This is a genomic window from Curtobacterium sp. MCBD17_023, assembly GCF_003224415.1.
In the GTDB taxonomy this organism is placed as follows: Bacteria; Actinomycetota; Actinomycetes; order Actinomycetales; family Microbacteriaceae; genus Curtobacterium.
In genome coordinates this window covers 156,237-175,645 of record NZ_QKLJ01000003.1, presented here as the reverse complement: position 1 = coordinate 175,645, position 19,409 = coordinate 156,237, and the positions used below count along the sequence as shown (strand labels likewise).

Below are 19,409 nucleotides of genomic sequence, written 5' to 3'. Positions count from 1 at the left end.
AAGGCTGGCAAGGAACCGCATGAGCCGCTGGGAATACCTCACGACCCCGTTGATCATCCACAACACCACCGCCATCCTCAACAACTTCGGTGAGCAGGGCTGGGAACTGGTCCAGGTCGTCACCGGCCCGGAGGGCGGGCTCGTCGCCTACCTGAAGCGTCCGAAGGCCGAGGCATGAGCGTCGCCGAGCGCCTGACCGAGCTCGGCATCACGGTGCCGGAGGTCGCGGCTCCCGTCGCCGCGTACGTCCCCGCCGTCGTCTCCGGCGCACACGTCTTCACCGCGGGGCAGCTGCCGTTCGTCGACGGCGCCCTGCCGGTGACGGGCAAGGTCGGGTCAGCGGTCGACGCCGAGACGGCGACGGCGCAGGCCCGGGTGGCGGCGCTCAACGCCCTCGCCGCGGTGCAGAGCGTCGCCGGGTCGCTCGACCGGGTCGCCCGGGTCGTCAAGGTGACGGTCTTCGTCGCCTCCGATCCCTCGTTCACCGGGCAGCCGGCGGTCGCGAACGGCGCGTCGCAGCTCGTCGGCGACGTGTTCGGCGAAGCGGGCGTCCACGCGCGCAGCGCGGTCGGCGTCGCGGTCCTGCCGCTGGACGCGCCGGTCGAGGTCGAGTTGGTCGTCGAGCTGACGGCCTGACCACCCGCGGACGCGACGCGTCCGTGGGACGCAGGAAGGGCCTCCCGGCCGGTGTGACGGGAGGCCCTTCCTGCGTCCGTCCGGCTACATCAGGTCCGCGATGGTCGCCATGATCGTCGGGTCGGCCAGCGTCGTCGTGTCGCCGATGCGACGCCCCTCGGCCGCGTCGCGGAGGAGGCGGCGCATGATCTTGCCGGACCGCGTCTTCGGCAGCTCCGGGACGATGACGACCTGACGGGGCTTCGCGATCGGGCCGATCCGCTTGCCGACCCAGGAGCGCAACTCGGCGGCGGAGGCCTCGCGGTCGACGCCCTCGGCCGCCTCGGCGGTGAGGATCACGAACGCGACGACGGCCTGCCCGGTCGTCTCGTCGGCGGCACCGACGACCGCTGCTTCGGCGACTCCCTCGTGCCCGACGAGCGCGGACTCGATCTCCGCGGTGGACAGTCGGTGCCCGGAGACGTTCATCACGTCGTCGACGCGTCCCTGCACCCAGATGTCGCCCTGGCCGTCGAGCCGGGCGCCGTCGCCGGCGAAGTAGCGGCCCGGGAACCGTGACCAGTACGTCTCGACGAAGCGGTCGTCGTCGCCCCAGATGCCGCGCGCCATCGACGGCCACGGCTCGGTGACGGTGAGGTAGCCGCTGCCGCCGGGACCCACGGGGGTGCCGTCCTCGTCCACGATCTCGGTGACGATCCCCGGCAGCGGGGTCTGTGCCGCGCCGGGCTTGAGCTTCGTCACGCCGGGCAGCGCCGAGATCATGATCGCGCCGGTCTCCGTCTGCCACCACGTGTCGACGATCGGGGTCCGGTCGTGGCCGATCACCTGCCGGTACCACTGCCACGCCTCGGGGTTGATCGGCTCGCCGACGCTGCCGAGCAGCCGGAGCGACTCGAGGCTGCGCGCCTCCGGGATCTGGCGACCGGCCTTCATCGCGGCGCGGACCGCGGTCGGTGCCGTGTAGAGGACCGTGATCCCGTACGCGTCCACGATGTCCCACCAGCGACCGGGCTGCGGCTCGTCCGGCGTGCCCTCGTACAGGACCTGCGTCACGCCGTTCGCGAGGGGACCGTAGACGACGTACGTGTGACCGGTGATCCAGCCGATGTCGGCCGTGCACCAGTAGACGTCCTTCTCCGGGTGCATGTCGAAGACGTTCCGGTGCGTGTAGGCCACCTGGGTGAGGTACCCGCCGGAGGTGTGCACGATGCCCTTCGGCTTCCCGGTCGTGCCCGAGGTGTACAGGATGAACAGGGGCGTCTCGGCGGGGAAGGCCTGCGCCTCGTGGTCGGGAGCGGCGGCGGCGAACTCGTCGTGCCACCACCGGTCGCGCTCGGTCCAGGCGATCTCGTTGCCGCCGCGCTGCACGACGAGCACATGCTCGACGCTGCCCGTGCCCTCGCCCTGCAGGGCCTCGTCCACGGCGGGCTTGAGCGGGGAGACGGCACCGCGACGCCATCCGCCGTCCGCGGTCACGACGACCTTCGCGCCGGCGTCCTCGATCCGGGCACGGAGGCTCTCGGCGCTGAAGCCGCCGAAGACGACGGAGTGGATCGCGCCGAGCCGGGCGATCGCGAGCATCGTGACCACGGCCTCCGGGATGAGGGGGAGGTACACGACGACACGGTCACCACGCCCGACGCCGAGACCCTGCAGCATGTTCGCCGCGCGCTGCACGTCCGCCGTCAGCTCGGCGTAGGTGATGGTGCGGGTGTCGCCGTTCGCGCCCTCGAAGTGGATCGCGACGCGGTCGCCGTTGCCTGCCCGGACATGCCGGTCGAGGCAGTTCTCGGCGACGTTGAGCTCCCCGTCCGCGAACCACCGGGCGAACGGTGCCCCGGACCAGTCGAGCGTCGTCGTGAAGGGCGTCCGCCAGTCCAGCAGGGCTCGGGACTGCTCCGCCCAGAACGCCACCCGGTCGGCGCTCGCGGCGTCGTGGAGGCCCTGGTCGGCGACGGCGTCCGCGACGAACTCGGGCGACGGAGGGAACGTCGTCGCGTCGTCGGAGGTGTCGGCCTGCTGTGGAGCGGCCTGCTGCGGAATCGTCATCGATGTCCTTTCGTCTCGTCCGCCCGGGACGCGGTCGGACCACCGAGGCAGACGACGACCGGGCGCAGTCGGAGACTACTCCCGACCGCGCTCCCGGCGGAGGACCCGGCCCGGTGCCGGCAGCGAGCGCCGTCCTGCGGTCCGGCCCGTCACCGCGGACCTGCCGGCGCGCAGCGGGACAGTCGATCCGCGCAGGTCCTCGCGTTCCGCGTCCAGGAGTGTCGGCGCATCCCCTTCGTGGGGTACAGTGTTCCCTGCCGGGCTCGTTCCCGGTGGCACCGGTCACGATTCCCCCCAATCACCCCGGTGTCCAGGCGGCACCCGTTCCCCCCAACAGGTGCCGCCTCTTCTTCTTCCCGGCCGGACCGCACGGGCGCGTCGGACGGAACGGGCGCGACGCCGCCGATCGGCAGCAGGACGCGGCCGACGTGGACAGACCGGTCGGCCCAGTCCCGCGCCCCACGCCGGTCTCGTCGCGCTCATCGGGACCCACTCGTCCCGGTCCGCCCTTCGGCGGACCCGCGACCTCGGCGCCGGATCGCTGCAGCACCCGGACATCCGGAACGGGGTACGAGGGCGATCGTCGGGGTACAAATCGCTCACGGTCGTGACGTCGGGCAGGGCTGTCCACCGGTCCGGCCGGGAGGCGCGGATCACCTGAAGCGCGGCCGTACCGTCGCCGCCATGCACCGCCATCGCGCTCCGTTCCTGCCCGGGTCTCCGCCTCCCCACCATCGGCGGCGCGCCGCGTCGTTGGTCGACTTCGAGGAGCTCGCGCCCCTGGTCGCCGACGACCGCGTGACGGACGTACTGGTCCTGGGCGGACGGGGCGTCTGGACCGACCGGGGCGCCGGGTTGGTCGTCGTGCCGGGACTCGTCCTGCCGGAGGACCGCGCCCGCGACCTCGCCCGTGCCCTGGTCGCCCGCGGCGGACGGCACGTCGACGAGACCACACCCTGCGCCGACGTCCGGCACGGAGACGGGATCCGTGTGCACGCGGTGCTCGCTCCGGTGTCCGTGCACGGGACGGCGATCTCCGTCCGGCTGCCACGTGACGAGCGACCCACGATCGACCGCCTGGCCGACCGAGGGTTCTTCGAGCGGGTGCCGCGCCGGCTCGTCGAGCGGGCCGTGCACGAACGGCAGAACGTGCTCGTGACGGGGGCCACCGGGAGCGGGAAGACCACGCTCCTCGCAGCGATGCTCGCGCAGGTGCCGGCCGGCGAACGCATCATCACGGTGGAGGACGTCGCCGAACTCCGGGTTGACCACCCGCACGTCGTCGCGCTCGAGGCCCGGCAGGCGAACGCGGAGGGCGCCGGCGAGCTGGGTCTCGGTCGACTGCTCCGCGAAGCGCTCCGGATGCGACCAGACCGGATCGTCGTGGGGGAGTGCCGGGGCGCCGAGGTCCGGGAGCTCACGTCGGCCCTCAACACCGGGCACGACGGGGGCGCGGGGACCGTGCACGCGAACGGCCTCGACGACGTCGCCGCGCGACTCGAAGCGCTCGGTGCGCTGGCCGGGCTCGGACCCGAGTCGCTCGCGCGGCAGGCAGCGAGTGCGTTCGACCTGGTGCTGCATGTGGAGCGCCGGCACGGGGTGCGGCGGTTGGCAGCGGTCGGTCGGATGCACGTCGACCGCGCCGGACGGTTGGTGGTCGCCGATGTCGAGGCCGTGCCGAGACGGGTGGCGTCGAGCCGGGGCGCGCCGAGCCGGGTCGTGCCGAGCCGGGTCGTGCCGAGCAGCGGGGACCGGGTGGCGGCACCTGAGTGCGCGAGGACGGGCGGGCCGGCCCGGATCGACGGCTGCGGCTCGTCGGCGCCCCGCAGCGGCTCCCGACCCGCGGGCGACGCGCGACGTGATGCGCGGCGGGTCGACGACGAGCAGTGCCGCCCGAGGACAGGCGGGGCGCATCGACGTCACCGAGACGGCTCGTGACGACGCCCCGCGCACGGACCGGTGATCGCGCCGGACCGAGGACCGCACCCCTCGGCCGACCGCTGGACCTCGCACGGACGCTGGACCGGGTCGCCGTGCTGGTCACTGCCGGCGTCCCACCGCCGCGGGCGTGGGCACTCGTGACCGAGGCGGCAGCCGCACCGACCCAGAGGCGGTCGTACCCGGCCACTGGCCAACCGGAGCCGCGCCGGGGCCGGGCGGGACTGGTCCGACGCCGGACCCGTCCATCCCGCAGGACGGTACGAGGACGCGGCCCGGCGGGCGGCGGTCGCGGGTCGTGGGACCCCTCGACCGAGCGGGACGTCGAGGGGGTGCTCGCCGTCGCGGCCCGGACGGGGGCGCCGGTGGCACCGACACTCCGGGCGCTCGCAGCGTCCCTGCGCGATGCCGAACAGACGGCACGGTCGATCCGCACCGCGCTCGCCGGTCCACGCGCGAGCACACGGGTCGTGTTGACGCTCCCGGTCTTCGGGGCGCTGCTCGGGTGGGCCTGGGGTGTCGACTCGCTCGGCGTCCTGGTGGGCAGCCCGGTCGGCTCGGTCTGCCTGGTCACGGCGGTGGTGCTCGTCGCGGTCGCGCACCGGTGGACGCAGCGACTCGTGGCCTCCGCTGCGGAGAACGAGCCGATGCCGGGGCTGCTGCTCGACGTCTGGGCCGTGGCGCTCTCCGGCGGTGGCGCCTGGACCGACGCCGGCGCCACCGTCGACGCCGTGTTCGCCGACCGGTCCTGGCCGCAGCCGGACCGTGACCGGCTCGCGGAGACCCTGGCGCTCGCCGGACGAGCCGGGGTCCCGGCCGCCGGGCTCCTCCGCGCGTGCGCCCTCGACCGGCGGGCGGACGCCGCTGCCGAGGGTCTCGCGCGCGCCGAGCGGCTGGGGGTACGGCTCGTGCTGCCGCTCGGGGTGTGCATCCTGCCGGCGTTCGTACTGGTGGGGGTGGTGCCCGTGGTCGTGGGCATCCTCTCCTCCACATCGGGTGCCGTCGGCTGACCCCTCCACGGACGGTCGCGGGTGCCGATGACACGACCGGCGCCTCGCCGAGACTGGGACCACGGCCCGCTGGTCCAGCAACCGCGGGTCCGAGACCGTTCGGCCGGGACCGACGGGCCCGGATCGGACACACGAGACAAGACAGAAGGAAGGACACCACATGGAGAAGGACATCCCGAGTGCGGACCTGCCGCCGGCGGCGGCGCGACCGGCGCGTCGGAGGACGCGGCTGCGCGACGACGACGGCTCCGCCACGGCGGAGTACGCGGTGGTCATCCTGGCGGCCGTGGCCTTCGCCGGCGTCCTGGTCGCGGTGATGCGGTCCGGCGAGGTACAGGCCCTGCTCACCGAACTCGTCCGCACCGCGCTCACGCCGTGAGGCCGCGGCGGACCCGCCCGCCCGCCGGCGAACGCGGATCGGTCACCGTCGAGTTCGCCGTCGCGCTACCGGTCGTCGCCGCCATCCTGGCCGCGGGGATCGGCGGCGTGCGGGTCGTCGACGTGCAGGGCCGTCTGCAGGCCGCCGCGGTCACGGCCGCCCGGGCGTTCGGACGCGGCGACGACGACGCGGGCCGCCGGGCGCTCCGGACGGCGGGAGCCGGGTCGTTCCGCATCGACCACACCCAGGGCTTGGTCTGTGTGCACGCCGGGCGGGCTGCGGGGAGGGGTCCGTTCGCGGCGCTCGTGCTGCGGGGTAATGCCTGCTCGGTCGACGAGCGTGACCCGGCCGAGCACGACCTGGGTGACCACGTCGCGGACGGGCTGGCCGAAGACGGGCCCGACCGCGGCGGCCCGTCGTGACCCGGCCGATCCGGATCGCTCCCGGTGCCCGGTCGGGCGGAGCGGCGTGCCTGTCCGTTCGGTCTCGACCGTCGGTCGCCGGGCGGGCAGACGACGGAGGATCGGTGGCGGTCGTGCTCGTCGCGGTCCTCGCTGCCGTCTCGCTCGTCGTCGTGTCGGCGCTCGCCGCCGCCGGCCTCCGCGTCGCATCGGCTCGGGCGCAGGGGGCAGCGGACACCGCGGCACTCAGCGCAGCGGCCGCGACGGTCGGACTGGCGCCGGGCCCGCCGTGCGCTGCTGCTCGCCGCTCCGCCCGGGCCGTCCGGGCCGAGGTCCGCACCTGCTCCGTCACCGGGGCCGTCGCGCGTGTCGCCGTCGTGGTCGGGTCCGGGCCGCTGTCCGTCGGGGCCGTGGCGGTCGCCGGACCGCACGGCGGCGCAGACGCCTCGGCCGGGGCGACGGACACCGGCCGTGTCGTCCAGCCGGAGGTCGCGGACCACCTCCGGCTCCGCCGGGCATCCCCACCGGAGTGTGTATGGTGTGCCTGTCGGCCCGCCGGTCACCGAGTTCCCGGTCGACCCGGACGCATCCACGACGTCCGTCGGCTGACCAGCACCATCGATCAAGGAGACACGTGCCAGGCACGAAGAAGCTCGTGATCGTCGAGAGCCCCGCGAAGGCCAAGACGATCGCGCAATACCTCGGCGACGGATACGAAGTCCAGGCGTCCGTCGGACACATCCGCGACCTCGTCGAGCCCAAGAACCTGCCCGCCGAGCTCAAGAAGGGCTCCCTCGGCAAGTTCTCGGTCGACGTCGACAACGGGTTCGAGCCGTACTACGTCGTCTCCGATGCCAAGAAGAAGACCGTCGCCGACCTCAAGCGCGCCCTGAAGGACGCCGACGAGCTCTACCTCGCAACAGATGAAGACCGCGAGGGCGAGGCCATCGCGTGGCACCTGCTGCAGGTCCTGAAGCCCAAGGTGCCCGTCAAGCGCATGGTCTTCCACGAGATCACCAAGGAAGCGATCCAGCGCGCGCAGGAAGCCACGCGGGAACTCGACACCGCGCTCGTCGATGCGCAGGAGACCCGTCGCATCCTCGACCGTCTCTACGGGTACGAGGTCTCGCCGGTCCTGTGGCGCAAGGTCGGCCCGGGCCTGTCCGCCGGCCGCGTGCAGTCGGCCGCGACCCGACTCGTGGTCGACCGGGAGCGCGAGCGCCTGGCCTTCGTCTCGGCGAACTACTGGGACCTGACCGCCCGGTTCGAGAAGGCCGACGACGGGACGTTCACCGCACGCCTCGCCCGGATCCACGGGAAGCGCGTCGCCTCCGGACGCGACTTCGACGACCGCGGGGCGACCACGTCCGACGTCGTCCGGCTCGACGAGACGTCGGCGAGTGCGCTCTCCGCGGTCCTCGAGCGCGCCGGCGACGCGGTCGTCCGCAGCGTCGAGTCGAAGCCGTACACCCGCCGACCGGCCGCGCCGTTCACGACGTCGACCCTGCAGCAGGAGGCGGCACGCAAGCTCCGCTTCTCCGCGCGGCAGACGATGAGCGTCGCGCAGGGCCTGTACGAGAACGGTCACATCACCTACATGCGGACCGACTCCGCCTCGCTCTCGCAGCAGGCGGTCTCGGCGGCGCGGAAGCAGGCGACCGCGCTCTACGGTGCCGACTCCGTCCCGGCGAAGCCGCGCTCGTACGCCGGCAAGAGCAAGAACGCGCAGGAGGCGCACGAGGCCATCCGGCCCGCGGGTGACACCTTCAAGACGCCGTCCCAGATGGAGGGCGTCCTGCGCGGCAACGACCTGCGGCTGTACGACCTCATCTGGAAGCGCACCGTCGCCTCGCAGATGGCGGACGCCAAGGGCTCGACCGCGTCCGTCGTGCTCGGCATCACCTCGACCGAACCGGTGGAGGGCCTGGCGTCCACGGCGTCCGGCACCGACGTGGAGTTCACCGCGTCCGGCACGGTCATCACCTTCCGCGGGTTCCTCAACGCCTACGAGGAAGGTCGCGACGAGGAGCGCGCCGCGGGGGACTCCGCCGACGACGCCAAGCTGCCGCAGATGACCGAGGGCGACCACCTCGGCGTCCACGACGTCGCCGCCAAGGGGCACGACACCTCGGCACCGCCCCGTTACACCGAGGCGAGCCTGGTGAAGACGCTCGAGGAGCTCGGCATCGGCCGTCCCTCGACGTACGCCGCGATCATCTCCACGATCATGGACCGCGGGTACGTCACGCAGCGTGGAACGGCCCTCGTGCCGAACTGGATCGCGTTCAGCGTCGTCCGACTCCTCGAGGAGTACTTCGGCGACCTCGTGCAGTACGACTTCACCGCCGAGATGGAGAGCGACCTCGACCGCATCGCGAGCGGTGACGAGGACCGGGTCGACTGGCTCAAGGGCTTCTACTTCGGCGGCGACGACCAGCGCGGCCTCCGGACGGTCATCGACAACCTCGGTGAGATCGACGCCCGCGAGATCAACTCGGTCGAACTCGCACCGGGACTGACCCTCCGCATCGGACGGTACGGCCCGTACATCGAGACGCCGAGCGACGACCCCGAGAAGCCGCGGCGGGTGAACGTCCCCGAGGAAATCGCCCCCGACGAACTCACGCTCGAGAAGGCGCGGGAGCTCGTCGAGGCACCCGTGATCGGTGACCGGGTCGTCGGCATCAACCCGGAAACCGGCAAGGAGGTCCTCGCCAAGGACGGCCGCTTCGGTCCGTACGTGACCGAGCGCACCCCGGAGCCCGAGCCGACGGTCGACCCGGCGACGGGCGAGGTCCTGCCGGCGACGGCCGAGTCGGACCCGTCGGCGGCAGCGGAAGCCACCACGACGACGACCACCACCACGAAGACCACCGCGACGAAGACGGCGGCCAAGGGGAAGACCCCGGCGGCGAAGAAGACGACGAAGAAGGCGGCAGCAGCCCCGAAGGAGCGCACGGCGTCCCTGTTCAAGTCGATGGACCCGCAGACCGTCGACCTCGAGACCGCGCTCAAGCTCCTCGACCTGCCCCGCACGGTCGGCACGGACCCGGAGTCCGGCGAGGAGATCACGGCGCAGAACGGCCGCTACGGTCCGTACCTCAAGAAGGGCACGGACACCCGGACGCTCCCGAGCGAGGACGCGATCTTCGACGTCGACCTGCCCGGCGCACTCGAGTTGTTCGCGCAGCCGAAGTACGGCGCCAAGCGTGCCGCCAGCGCGGCGCTGAAGGAGTTCGACGCCGACCCGGTGTCCGGCAAGCCGATCAAGGTGAAGGACGGCCGTTTCGGTCCGTACGTCACCGACGGTGAGACGAACGCGACGATCCCGCGCGGCGAGGAGGTCGAGGCGGTCGACTTCGAGCGCGCGGTCCAGCTCCTCGCCGACAAGCGCGCGAAGGGTCCGGTCAAGAAGAAGGCCCCCGCCCGACGCGCCCCCGCCAAGAAGAAGTGACGCCGGACGCCGCCGTGTCCGGACCGTCACCCGTCGCCGCCCGCGGGTGGTTCATCACCCTCGAGGGTGGCGACGGCGCCGGCAAGACCACCCAGGCCGAGCGCCTCGAGCAGTGGCTCGTGGACCACGGCCTGGAGGTCGTCCGGACGCGGGAGCCGGGCGGGACGCCCCTCGGGCAGCGCATCCGCGAGATCGTGCTGCACGAGCGTGGTCACGTCGCCCCGCGCGCCGAGGCACTGCTGTACGCGGCCGACCGAGCGCACCACGTCGAGACCGTCGTCCGTCCGGCACTCGCCCGTGGTGCGGTCGTGCTCCAGGACCGGTACATCGACTCCTCGGTGGCCTACCAGGGCGTCGCACGCGGCCTCGGTGCGGAGCAGATCCGGACCGTCTCGGACTGGGCTGCCGACGGCCTGACGCCGGACCTCACCGTGCTGCTCGACCTCGACGTGTCCGTCGGACGGGCCCGGGTCGCCGCGGCCCGCGGCGACGTCTTCGACCGCCTCGAGTCCGAAGCGGAGACGTTCCACGAGACGGTGCGCGCGGCCTTCCTCGCGATGGCGGGGGCGGAGCCCGAGCGGTTCCTCGTCGTCGACGCCGCCGAACCCGCCGACACGGTGCAGGGACACATCCGCGCAGCGGTCTCTGGCCGCGTCGGGGTCTCCTGATGCCCGCGACCGGTCGGCCGTCGGTGGCGGCTGGGAAGATCGCCCCGTGAGCGTGTGGGAGGGCCTGACCGGGCAGGAGGAGTCCGTGGCAGCACTGCGCAGTGCCGCGGAGTCGACCGACGGCACCGGGGGCATGACCCACTCGTGGCTCATCACCGGTCCGCCCGGGTCGGGACGGTCGAACGTCGCCGCCGCCTTCGCCGCAGCACTCGTGGGGAACGGTCCGGACGACGACCACACGCTGCGGCTCATCGCCGCGGGCACGCACCCGGACGTGTCGCGGCTCACCACCCAGCGGGTCATCATCACCATCGACGAGATCCGGGCGCTCGTCACCTCGTCGCACTTCTCGCCCTCGGTCGGCCGCTACCGCGTCATGATCGTCGAGGACGCCGACCGGATGACCGAGCGCACCTCGAACCTGCTGCTCAAAGCGCTCGAGGAACCGCCTGAGCGCACCGTGTGGATCCTGTGCGCGCCGAGTGAGGCGGACCTCCTCCCGACCATCCGGTCACGCGTCCGCTCCGTGCGCCTGCGGGTGCCCGGGATCGAGTCTGTGGCCGACCTCATCGTCGCCCGCACCGGTGTGGACCGGGTCCTCGCGACCGACGCCGCCCGGCAGGCGCAGAGCCACATCGGGATGGCCCAACGGCTCGCCACCAGCGAGGACGCCCGTGACCGCCGCCGTCGCACCCTGACGACCGTGCTCGGGATCCGGAGCGTCGGCGACGCCGTGAACGCCGCGGCCGCGCTGCTCGCCGTGGCGGACGAGGACGCCAAGGCGATCACGCTCGAACGTGACGCCGAGGAACGCGACGCAGCGCTCCGGTCGCTCGGCGTGCAGCCGGGCGGGACGGTGCCGCCGGCGCTCCGGTCCCAGCTGCGTGCGCTGGAGGAGGACCAGAAGCGGCGCGCGACCCGGAGCCTCCGTGACGGGTTGGACCGTATCCTCGTCGACGTCTCCTCGCTCTACCGGGACCTGTTGCTCCTCGGTCTCGGCGCACCGGCGGAACCGGTGAACCTGACGATCCGGCACGAGCTCGAGCGGGCGCTGCCGTCCGTGCCGCCGGCCGCCGCGCTGGAGGTGCTCGACGCGATCGCCACCGCACGACAGCGGATCGGCGCGAACGTCGCGGCCCTCCTGGCGCTCGAGGCCCTGCTCGTCACGGTGGCCCGCGCCGTGCGCTGACCGCGCCTCCCGTTCCCGCGCGTCCTCTCATGCCGCCCGCTGCGGTGCGCGTGCGAGGATCGTGCCCATGACCGATGCCGAACCGGGCCTCCGCGAGCGGAAGCGCCGCGCCACCCGACTGGCGATCCAGCAGGCGGCGCTGCACGTCGCGCTCGAGCACGGTCTCGCCGCGGTCACCGTCGACGAGGTGTCCCGCCGTGCCGACATCTCGCCCCGCACGTTCTTCAACTACTTCCCGAGCAAGGAACAGGCGATCCTCGGCGACGACCCGACGCTGCCGCAGGGGGAGGAGGTCGAGGTCTTCGTCGCCGGCGGTCCCTCGGGCGACCTGCTGTCCGACCTCGGCGCCCTGCTCGTGCACTCGGCGCGCGAACTCGTCGAGGAGCGCGGTCTGATCGGGGAACGGCAGCAGGTCCTCCGTGCGAACCCGGAACTGTTCAGCCGACGGATGGCCTCGATGCAGGAGTTCCAGGCCGAGCTCCAGACGGTGGTGGAGCGGCGGCTCCAGCGCGAGGCCACCCTGAGCGGTGACGAGGCCACCGCGGACGCCGATGTCCCTCCGGCCCTCCGCCGACGCGCCCGGCTCGCGACGCTCGTCGGACTGGCGGCACTCCGGCACGCCTGGTGGGAGTGGTCCGAACCGGGGTCGGCGGTGCACCTGACCGACGAGCTGGAGCGGTCGTTCGACGATCTCGGCGCGCTCGTTTCGCGCTCGCTCGTCTGATCCTGTACAGTTGTTTCTCGTGCCGCTCCGGGTCATCCGGAGCGTCCGCCGCCTTAGCTCAGTCGGTAGAGCGATTCACTCGTAATGAATAGGTCGTCGGTTCGATTCCGACAGGCGGCTCCGACCACCCCCTCGTTCCTCCGGGAACGAGGGGGTTCGTGCTTCCCGGGGCGGCCCGCGTCGAGCCGGGTCGCGGGCCGGGTCGCCGGCCGGGAGGCCCGTCACCGGCACACGTGCACGCGCGCCTCCCACGGACGCAACATCCCGGTCGAGCCCGGCTCCCCGAGGTTCCCGAGCACGAGGTCGCCCGTCCGCCCCGCGATGCCCTCGGGCAGGACGAGGTCCGACGACGACAGGTTCGCGACGACGACGAGCGGTGGGTCGTCCTCGTTCCCGGTCGACCCGTCCGGGAGTGCCCGCGTGAACGCCCACAGCACCGGGTGCTCCGGCTCGAGGAGCGTGAAGGTGCCGAGCTGCACGGTCCGCGACCGGTGCCGCAGCGCGATGAGCCGCCGGTGGTGTTCGTACACGGACCGGTCCCCGGCGGCGCGGTCCGCCGCGACGGTGACGTGCGGCCAGCCCTGCCCCATCCCGATCCACGGCTCCGCGGTCGAGAACCCACCGGCAGGCTCGCTGTCGTCCCAGGGGATCGGCGTCCGGGCGTTGTCACGACTGCGGAACGCCAGTGCCTCGAGCGCCGACGCGGCGGACATGCCCCGGCCGACGGCCCCGCGGAACCAGTTCACCGACTCGACGTCGCGGTACTGCTCGATCGTGGTGAACCCCGCGTTCACCATGCCGATCTCGTCGCCCTGGTAGACGTACGGCGTCCCGCGGTGCAGGTGCAGCACGGTGGCGAGCAGCGTCGCGGACTCGTAGCGGAAGGCGAACGGGTCGTCCGACTCCGCCCGTGCCGCCGCCCCGAAGCGCGACACCGGCCGCGGCTGGTCGTGGTTCGACAGGTACAGCGAGTTCCAGCCGCGCTGCTCGAGCCCCGTCTGCCACCGCGCGAGCGAGGCCTTCAGCGCCGGTAGGTCGGTCTCCTGCCGGGTGAACTTCGACGCCGGCGCGTGGTCGAGCCCGACGTGCTCGAACTGGAACACCATGTCGAGTTCGTGCCGCTCCGGGGCGGTGAACAGCACGGCGTCCTCGACCGAGACGCCCGGCATCTCGCCGACGGTGAGCAGCGCGTCCCGGCCGGCGAACACCCGGTCGTGCATCTCCTGGAGGTGCTCGTGGACCCGCGGCTGCATGACGTAGGCGTCGCTGTCGCCGGACAGGGCGTCGTCGTCCTTCGCGATGTGGTTGATGACGTCCATCCGGAAGCCGTCGACACCGCGGTCGAGCCAGCGGTTCATCATGTCGTACACGGCGGCACGCATGTCCGGGTTCTCCCAGTTCAGGTCCGGCTGCTGCGGCGTGAACATGTGCAGGTAGTACTGGCCGGTGCCGGGGTCCCACGACCATGCTGGGCCGCCGAACGCGGCGCGCCACCGGTTCGGCTCGTGCCCGTCGACCGGGTCCCGCCAGATGTACCAGTCGTGCTTCGGGGCACGTCCGGGAGCGGAGTGCCGCGCGGAACCAGGGGTGCTGGTCGCTGGTGTGGTTGACGACGAGGTCCATGACGAGCCGCATGCCCCGCCGGTGCACCTCGACGAGCAGCGCGTCGAACTCGTCGATCGTGCCGAACAGCGGGTCGATGTCCTCGTGGTCCGAGATGTCGTACCCGTTGTCGACCTGCGGTGAGCGGTAGACGGGGGAGAGCCAGACGACGTCGACGCCGAGGTCGGCGATGTGGTCGAGGTGCCGGCGCAGCCCGGCGAGGTCACCGACGCCGTCGCCGTTCCCGTCGGCGAAGCTCCGTGGGTACACCTGGTAGACGACGGCTCTCGTCCACCACGGTTCCGGTCCGGTCACGGCGCCTCCTCGCGTCCGGTCCGTGCGCTCGGCGCGCGGACCAACCACCTGTCGGACTGGAGGCCCGTCACCCGCCCGGTGCGGGCCTCCCGTCCGTCTCCTGGTGGACAGCACGGTACGCCGCGCGTCCTGACCGGGCACGGACCGACGGGTGCTCGGTGCAGGCGACACCGGTCCGGTCACGGTGCGCCTGGTAGACAGGCCGCATGACCGTTCGATGGGGAGTGCTCGGGACCGGTGGCATCGCCCGGTCCTTCGTGGTGGACTGCACCGCCGCGGGGGTGGAGTTCGTCGCGGTCGGGTCCCGTACCGAGGAGGGCGCCCGTGCCTTCGCGGAGGAGCACGGCATCCCGCGTGCTCACGGCGACTACGCGTCCCTCGTCGCCGACGACCAGGTGGACGCCGTCTACGTGGCGACGCCGCACTCCCGGCACGCCGAGGACGCCCTCCTCGCGATCGCGGCCGGCAAGCACGTCCTCGTGGAGAAGGCCTTCACGATCACCGCGGCCCAGGCGCGGCGGGTCCGCGACGCCGCACGCGAGCGCGGAGTCCTCGTCGTCGAGGCGATGTGGACCCGGTTCCTGCCGCAGACCGCGATGATCCGCCGGGTCCTCGCCGAGGGGCGGATCGGGACGCCGCGGTTGGTCGAGGCGACCCACCACCAGGCCCTCCCGACCGACCCGCGGCACCGGCTCAACGACCCGGCGCTCGGTGGCGGCGCCCTCCTCGACCTCGGGGTGTACCCCGTCTCGTTCGCGGTCGACGTCCTCGGCGTCCCGACCGGTCTCGTGGCGGCCGGCACGCTCAGTGACCAGGGCGTCGACACCCAGATGGGGATCGTGATGACGCACGAGGGCGGTGCGCAGTCGACCGTGCACTTCGCGCTCGACGTGCGGAGCCCGAACAGCGCGTCGATCATCGGGACGGCTGGGCGGATCGACATCGACCCGACCTGGTACACGCCGACCACCTGGCGCATCCGGGACGCGGACGGGGCAGTGATCGAGGAGTTCGACGGGCGCGAGGAGCTCGCCGGCTACGCGCACGAGGCCCGTGCGCTCGAGGCCGCGGTCACGGCGGCGCCCGCCGGGGGCGGACCGGTCGAGACCGCGGAGGACGGTCCGGCCGGCATCGACCACACCGTCGCGGTGATGGCGGTCATGGACGAGGCACGTCGCCAGGTGGGCGTCCGCTACGCGGCCGACGACGCCGACTGACCGGCCGTTCCCGCACCGGACGGCCGGTCCCCCACCAGACGGCCGGTCCCGCCCTGGAGGCCCGACCGCGCGTCTCGTAGGATCGTCCCGATGTCCGAGCAGTCACCCGAGCCGTCCGCCGGCGGTCCCGTCTCCCGTTCCGTCGCCGCGCTCCGTGCCTCCGCGAACCGCCGACCGGTCCCGTGGGCGATCGGCGGGCTCGTCGCGGTCCTCGTCGTCGGGCGGCGGCGCGGTCGCCGTGGGTGCTGCGAGCGGGGAGCAGCCGCGAGCCGCGGTGTCCGCCAGCGCCGCCCGGACGCCGACCGCCAGCGCGACGCCGACCGTGAGCCCCTCGACGTCCCCGGAGCCGACCGCGACCGTCACGCCCACCGCGAAGCCGACCCCGACCCCGACGCCGAGCGCCCGTGCCGCCGCGCGGACCTGCTCGATCGCCGGTGCCGCCTCCGCGAGCGGCCTCGGTCGGTTCGAGGGGTACGTGATGAACGCGACCACCGGTGAGGAACTGTTCTCCCGCGACGGCGGCACCCCGGCCCAGACCGGCAGCGTGATGAAGACCCTCACGAGCGCGACCGCGCTCGCCGTGCTCGGCGGCGACCACACCATCCCGACGACCGTCACCGACGAGGGCGACGGCACGATCGCCCTCGTCGGGCACGGTGACGCGACCCTGTCGGCGGGCAACGGCACCGTCTACCCCGGTGCACCCACGCTGCAGCAGCTCGCGCAGCAGGTGAAGGCCCGCCTCGGCGACGCGCCCGTCCGGTCGATCGTCGCGGACGGCACGTGGTGGAGCGAGGCCGACGCCTGGCACCCCACCTGGCCGGTGAGCGAGCGCACGATCGGCTACCAGCCCGAGGTGACCGCGCTCATGGTCGACGGTGACCGTGCGAACCCGGCCGCCGCCACCTCACCGCGCTCCGAGGACCCGATCGGCCGGGCCGGTGACGCGTTCCGGACGGCCCTGGTCAACGCAGGGGTCGTCGGGGCCGCGACGGCACCGGTCACGAAGCGCGCGACGACCTCGCAGGCCACGATCGCGCAGGTGCAGTCGCAGCCGGTCTCGACGCTCATCGGGCAGATGATCCCGAACTCGGACAACACGCTGGCCGAGATGCTCGCGCGGGTGTCCTCGAAGGAGGCCGGTGCGGGCGGGACCGCGGCGTCGCTCACCGGTGTGTACGCCTCCGCCCTGCGCGGCTACGGGGTCGACCCGGCCGGGATCACGATCATCGACGGGTCCGGGGAGAGTGCGGCCAACGCCGTGTCGCCGTCCTTCGTCGCCCACCTCATGGTCCCGGTGACCCGGGGTGAGCGAGGGCTCGGGACGCTCGCATCGGTCCTGCCGGTGTCCGGCGTCTCCGGCACGCTGTCGAGCCGCTTCACGGGGGCGAACGCCGACGCCCGGGGCAAGGTCCACGCCAAGACCGGGTGGATCGACAGTGCGAACACCCTGGGCGGCTTCATCGACGCCGCGGACGGCACGAAGCTGACGTTCGCGTTCTACGCCATCGGGTCGTCGCGGGCCGCCGCGTTGCCGGCGCTCGACGCCGTGACGGCCGCCGCCTACCGCTGCGGCGGGTCCCTCGCCGCCTCCTGACCCGGCGCTCGCTGCGTCCTGACCCCGGCGTACCTGGCCGGACGGGTGCCCCGTCAACGGGTGCTCTGGTGCCAGGTGTTGGATGGGGTCATGGCTCGGGCACTGCTCATCATCGACGTCCAGAACGACTTCACCGAGGGCGGCGCGCTCGCGGTCGACGGAGGAGCGGCGGTGGCCGGACGGATCACCGCCTTCCTCCGACGGCACGCCGACGAGTACGACCTCGTCGTCGCCTCCCGCGACTGGCACGACGCCACCGGGGACAACGGCGGGCACTTCGCCGGCCCGGACGGCCCCGACTTCCGGACGACCTGGCCGGTGCACTGCGTGGCCGACAGCCCGGGCGCCGAGTACCACCCGGCGCTCGACCTGTCCGCCGTGGACGTGCACGTGCGGAAGGGGCAGGGCGAGCCGGCCTACTCGGCGTTCGAGGGGACGACCGACACCGGCGCGGACCTGGTGGACGTCTTCTTCGACCGCGAGGTCCACGCCGTCGACGTCGTCGGCATCGCCACCGACCACTGCGTGCGGGCATCGGCGCTCGACGGCGTGCACGCGGGCCTGGACGTGTTCGTGTACGAGGACCTCGTCGTCGGCGTCGACCGCGCGGCCAGCGAGGCGGCGCTCGAGGAGGTCCGGGACGAGGGCGGCCACACCGGACGCAGTGACATGGACGAGGGGCGGCAGCGCCCCGGAGGAGCGGTCCTGTGACCGACACGACCGACACGACCGACACGACCGTCGCCGACGAGCACGTCAGCGTCCCCGGCGTCCCCACCGGCCTGTTCATCGGGGGCTCCTGGCGACCGGCCTCGGGCGGCGCGACGTTCGACGTCCGCGACCCGTCGACTGGCACCGTCCTCGCGAGCGTGGCCGACGCCACACCGGAGGACGGCATCGCCGCGCTCGACGCCGCGGTCGCCGCACAGGAGGAGTGGGCCGCCACCGCCCCGCGCCGCCGCTCGGACCTGCTCCGCCGCGCCTTCGACCTCGTGCACGAGCACGCCGACGACATCGCCGCGGTGATGACGCTCGAGATGGGCAAGCCCCTCGCCGAGTCGCACGGCGAGGTCGTCTACGGCGCCGAGTTCCTCCGCTGGTTCTCCGAGGAGGCCGTCCGCATCGGCGGCGACTACCGGACGAACCCGGAGGGCACCGGTCGTGGCATCGTGCTGAAGCGCCCGGTCGGTCCGGTCTACGCGATCACCCCGTGGAACTTCCCGCTCGCGATGGCGACCCGGAAGATCGCACCGGCCCTCGCCGCCGGCTGCACGGTCGTGCTGAAGCCCGCCGACCTCACTCCGCTGACGACCCTGTACCTCGTCGAGCTGTTCCGCCGGGCCGGACTGCCGGACGGCGTGCTCAACGTCGTGCCGTCCTCGGACGCGAAGGCACTGTCCGCACCGGTCATCGCGGACCGTCGACTCCGGAAGCTCACCTTCACCGGCTCGACGCCGGTCGGGTCCGCGCTCCTCAAGCAGGCGGCCGACACCGTGCTGAAGACGAGCATGGAGCTCGGCGGCAACGCCCCGCTGCTCGTGTTCGACGACGCCGACCTGGACCGTGCGGTGGACGCCGCCATGCAGGCCAAGTTCCGGAACGTCGGGGAGGCCTGCACCGCCGCGAACCGGTTCTTCGTGCAGGAGGGCATCGCGGACGCGTTCACGGCGGCCCTGACCGAACGGATCGAGGCACTCCGCATCGGGCGCGGTACCGAGGACGGCACCGACATCGGCCCGCTCATCGACGGCCGGGCCGTCGACAAGGCGGCCGGGCTCGTCGACGACGCCGTCGAGCGTGGCGCCACGCTGGTGACGGGTGGTCGGCGGGTCGATCGTGTGGGCACGTACTACGCGCCGACGCTCCTCGACGACGTCCAGCCGGGGTCGGACATCCTGACGACCGAGATCTTCGGGCCCGTCGTCTCGATCACGCGGTTCGCCACCGAGGAGGAGGGCATCCGGCTCGCGAACGACACCGAGTACGGGCTCGTCGCCTACGCCTTCACCGAGGACATGCGGCGCGGGCAGCGCCTGGCCGAGCGGTTGGAGACGGGCATGCTCGGCTGGAACACCGGCGTGGTGTCGAACGCCGCGTTCCCGTTCGGCGGCGTCAAGGCGTCCGGCCTGGGCCGCGAGGGCTCGCACGAGGGCCTCGAGGAGTACCTGGAGACCGTGTACGTGCTCACCCCGGACCCCTTCGCCGCCTGACCCTGCGGGGCGGGGCGGGG

Annotated in this window: 17 protein-coding genes, 1 tRNA gene and 1 pseudogene; 15 read left to right on the top strand and 4 right to left on the bottom strand. The window is 73.0% G+C overall.

From position 1 onward, the window contains the following. Positions 1-19: 19 nt before the first annotated feature. Both DEI84_RS15605 and DEI84_RS05560 read left to right on the top strand, forming a co-directional pair. Positions 20-178, top strand: coding sequence for a hypothetical protein (locus DEI84_RS15605; RefSeq protein WP_181419563.1), 159 nt, complete (start codon positions 20-22; stop codon positions 176-178). Then, positions 175-636 (top strand): RidA family protein, encoded by a 462-nt coding sequence (locus tag DEI84_RS05560; protein WP_110889994.1) that lies wholly within the window; start codon positions 175-177, stop codon positions 634-636. Before DEI84_RS15605 ends, DEI84_RS05560 begins: the two co-directional genes overlap by 4 nt. An 84-nt stretch (positions 637-720) precedes the next feature. Here the strand turns inward: DEI84_RS05560 and acs are convergent, their stop codons facing one another. Then, the gene (acs, locus tag DEI84_RS05555; RefSeq protein WP_110889993.1) at positions 721-2,685 is read right to left on the bottom strand and encodes an acetate--CoA ligase; all 1,965 of its coding nucleotides are present in this window, start codon (positions 2,683-2,685) and stop codon (positions 721-723) included. A 684-nt stretch (positions 2,686-3,369) separates the two neighbouring features. On the opposite strand from acs, the gene DEI84_RS05550 reads away from it, so the two are divergent. The 9 genes from DEI84_RS05550 to DEI84_RS05505 all read left to right on the top strand — a co-directional run bounded on the left by DEI84_RS05550 (position 3,370) and on the right by DEI84_RS05505 (position 12,568). Then, positions 3,370-4,623 (top strand): CpaF family protein, encoded by a 1,254-nt coding sequence (locus DEI84_RS05550; protein WP_110889992.1) that lies wholly within the window; start codon positions 3,370-3,372, stop codon positions 4,621-4,623. A 365-nt stretch (positions 4,624-4,988) separates the two neighbouring features. Continuing rightward, a complete protein-coding gene (locus DEI84_RS05545; protein WP_146236314.1) occupies positions 4,989-5,633 on the top strand; it encodes a type II secretion system F family protein in 645 nt (214 codons plus the stop codon). Between the two features lie 160 nt (positions 5,634-5,793). Beyond that, positions 5,794-6,012, top strand: coding sequence for a DUF4244 domain-containing protein (locus DEI84_RS05540; RefSeq protein ID WP_110889990.1), 219 nt, complete (start codon positions 5,794-5,796; stop codon positions 6,010-6,012). Beyond that, on the top strand, positions 6,009-6,434 hold the full coding sequence (locus tag DEI84_RS05535) for a TadE family protein (RefSeq protein WP_110889989.1): 426 nt from the start codon (positions 6,009-6,011) through the stop codon (positions 6,432-6,434). Before DEI84_RS05540 ends, DEI84_RS05535 begins: the two co-directional genes overlap by 4 nt. A gap of 613 nt (positions 6,435-7,047) precedes the next feature. Next, positions 7,048-9,867 carry a type I DNA topoisomerase gene (topA, locus tag DEI84_RS05525; protein WP_110889987.1) on the top strand — a complete coding sequence of 940 codons (2,820 nt, stop codon included), beginning with the start codon at positions 7,048-7,050 and terminating at the stop codon, positions 9,865-9,867. Then, positions 9,864-10,535, top strand: coding sequence for a dTMP kinase (gene tmk / locus DEI84_RS05520; RefSeq protein ID WP_258371704.1), 672 nt, complete (start codon positions 9,864-9,866; stop codon positions 10,533-10,535). The genes topA and tmk overlap by 4 nt, the downstream gene beginning before the upstream one ends. A gap of 46 nt (positions 10,536-10,581) precedes the next feature. Further along, positions 10,582-11,724, top strand: coding sequence for a DNA polymerase III subunit delta' (locus DEI84_RS05515; protein ID WP_110824583.1), 1,143 nt, complete (start codon positions 10,582-10,584; stop codon positions 11,722-11,724). 67 nt (positions 11,725-11,791) lie between these two features. Beyond that, a complete protein-coding gene (locus tag DEI84_RS05510) occupies positions 11,792-12,448 on the top strand; it encodes a TetR/AcrR family transcriptional regulator (protein ID WP_110889986.1) in 657 nt (218 codons plus the stop codon). Positions 12,449-12,495: 47 nt separating this feature from the next. Then, positions 12,496-12,568: transfer RNA gene (locus tag DEI84_RS05505), tRNA-Thr, on the top strand. Between the two features lie 101 nt (positions 12,569-12,669). Here DEI84_RS05505 and DEI84_RS05500 read toward each other — a convergent pair. Continuing rightward, positions 12,670-13,980: an alpha-amylase family glycosyl hydrolase gene (locus tag DEI84_RS05500; protein ID WP_375537645.1), complete on the bottom strand. Its 1,311-nt coding sequence runs from the start codon at positions 13,978-13,980 to the stop codon at positions 12,670-12,672. A gap of 100 nt (positions 13,981-14,080) precedes the next feature. Continuing rightward, positions 14,081-14,320, bottom strand: a pseudogene (locus tag DEI84_RS16070) (alpha-amylase family glycosyl hydrolase); the annotation flags it as partial. Between the two features lie 251 nt (positions 14,321-14,571). Between DEI84_RS16070 and DEI84_RS05495 the strand changes: the two are divergent. Continuing rightward, positions 14,572-15,582, top strand: a complete 1,011-nt coding sequence (locus tag DEI84_RS05495) for a Gfo/Idh/MocA family protein (protein WP_110824580.1) — start codon at positions 14,572-14,574, stop codon at positions 15,580-15,582. A 102-nt stretch (positions 15,583-15,684) separates the two neighbouring features. Here DEI84_RS05495 and DEI84_RS15925 read toward each other — a convergent pair whose 3' ends face one another. After that, positions 15,685-16,074, bottom strand: coding sequence for a hypothetical protein (locus DEI84_RS15925; RefSeq protein WP_258371703.1), 390 nt, complete (start codon positions 16,072-16,074; stop codon positions 15,685-15,687). Here DEI84_RS15925 and dacB point away from each other — a divergent pair. The 3 genes from dacB to DEI84_RS05480 all read left to right on the top strand — a co-directional run bounded on the left by dacB (position 16,061) and on the right by DEI84_RS05480 (position 19,389). Beyond that, entirely contained in the window at positions 16,061-17,179 is a 1,119-nt protein-coding gene (gene dacB / locus DEI84_RS05490) for a D-alanyl-D-alanine carboxypeptidase/D-alanyl-D-alanine-endopeptidase (protein WP_258371702.1), read from the top strand. The genes DEI84_RS15925 and dacB overlap by 14 nt on opposite strands. 90 nt (positions 17,180-17,269) lie before the next feature. Then, entirely contained in the window at positions 17,270-17,890 is a 621-nt protein-coding gene (locus DEI84_RS05485) for an isochorismatase family protein (protein WP_110824578.1), read from the top strand. After that, positions 17,887-19,389, top strand: a complete 1,503-nt coding sequence (locus DEI84_RS05480) for an NAD-dependent succinate-semialdehyde dehydrogenase (protein WP_110889984.1) — start codon at positions 17,887-17,889, stop codon at positions 19,387-19,389. The genes DEI84_RS05485 and DEI84_RS05480 overlap by 4 nt, the downstream gene beginning before the upstream one ends. Positions 19,390-19,409 lie beyond the last annotated feature (20 nt).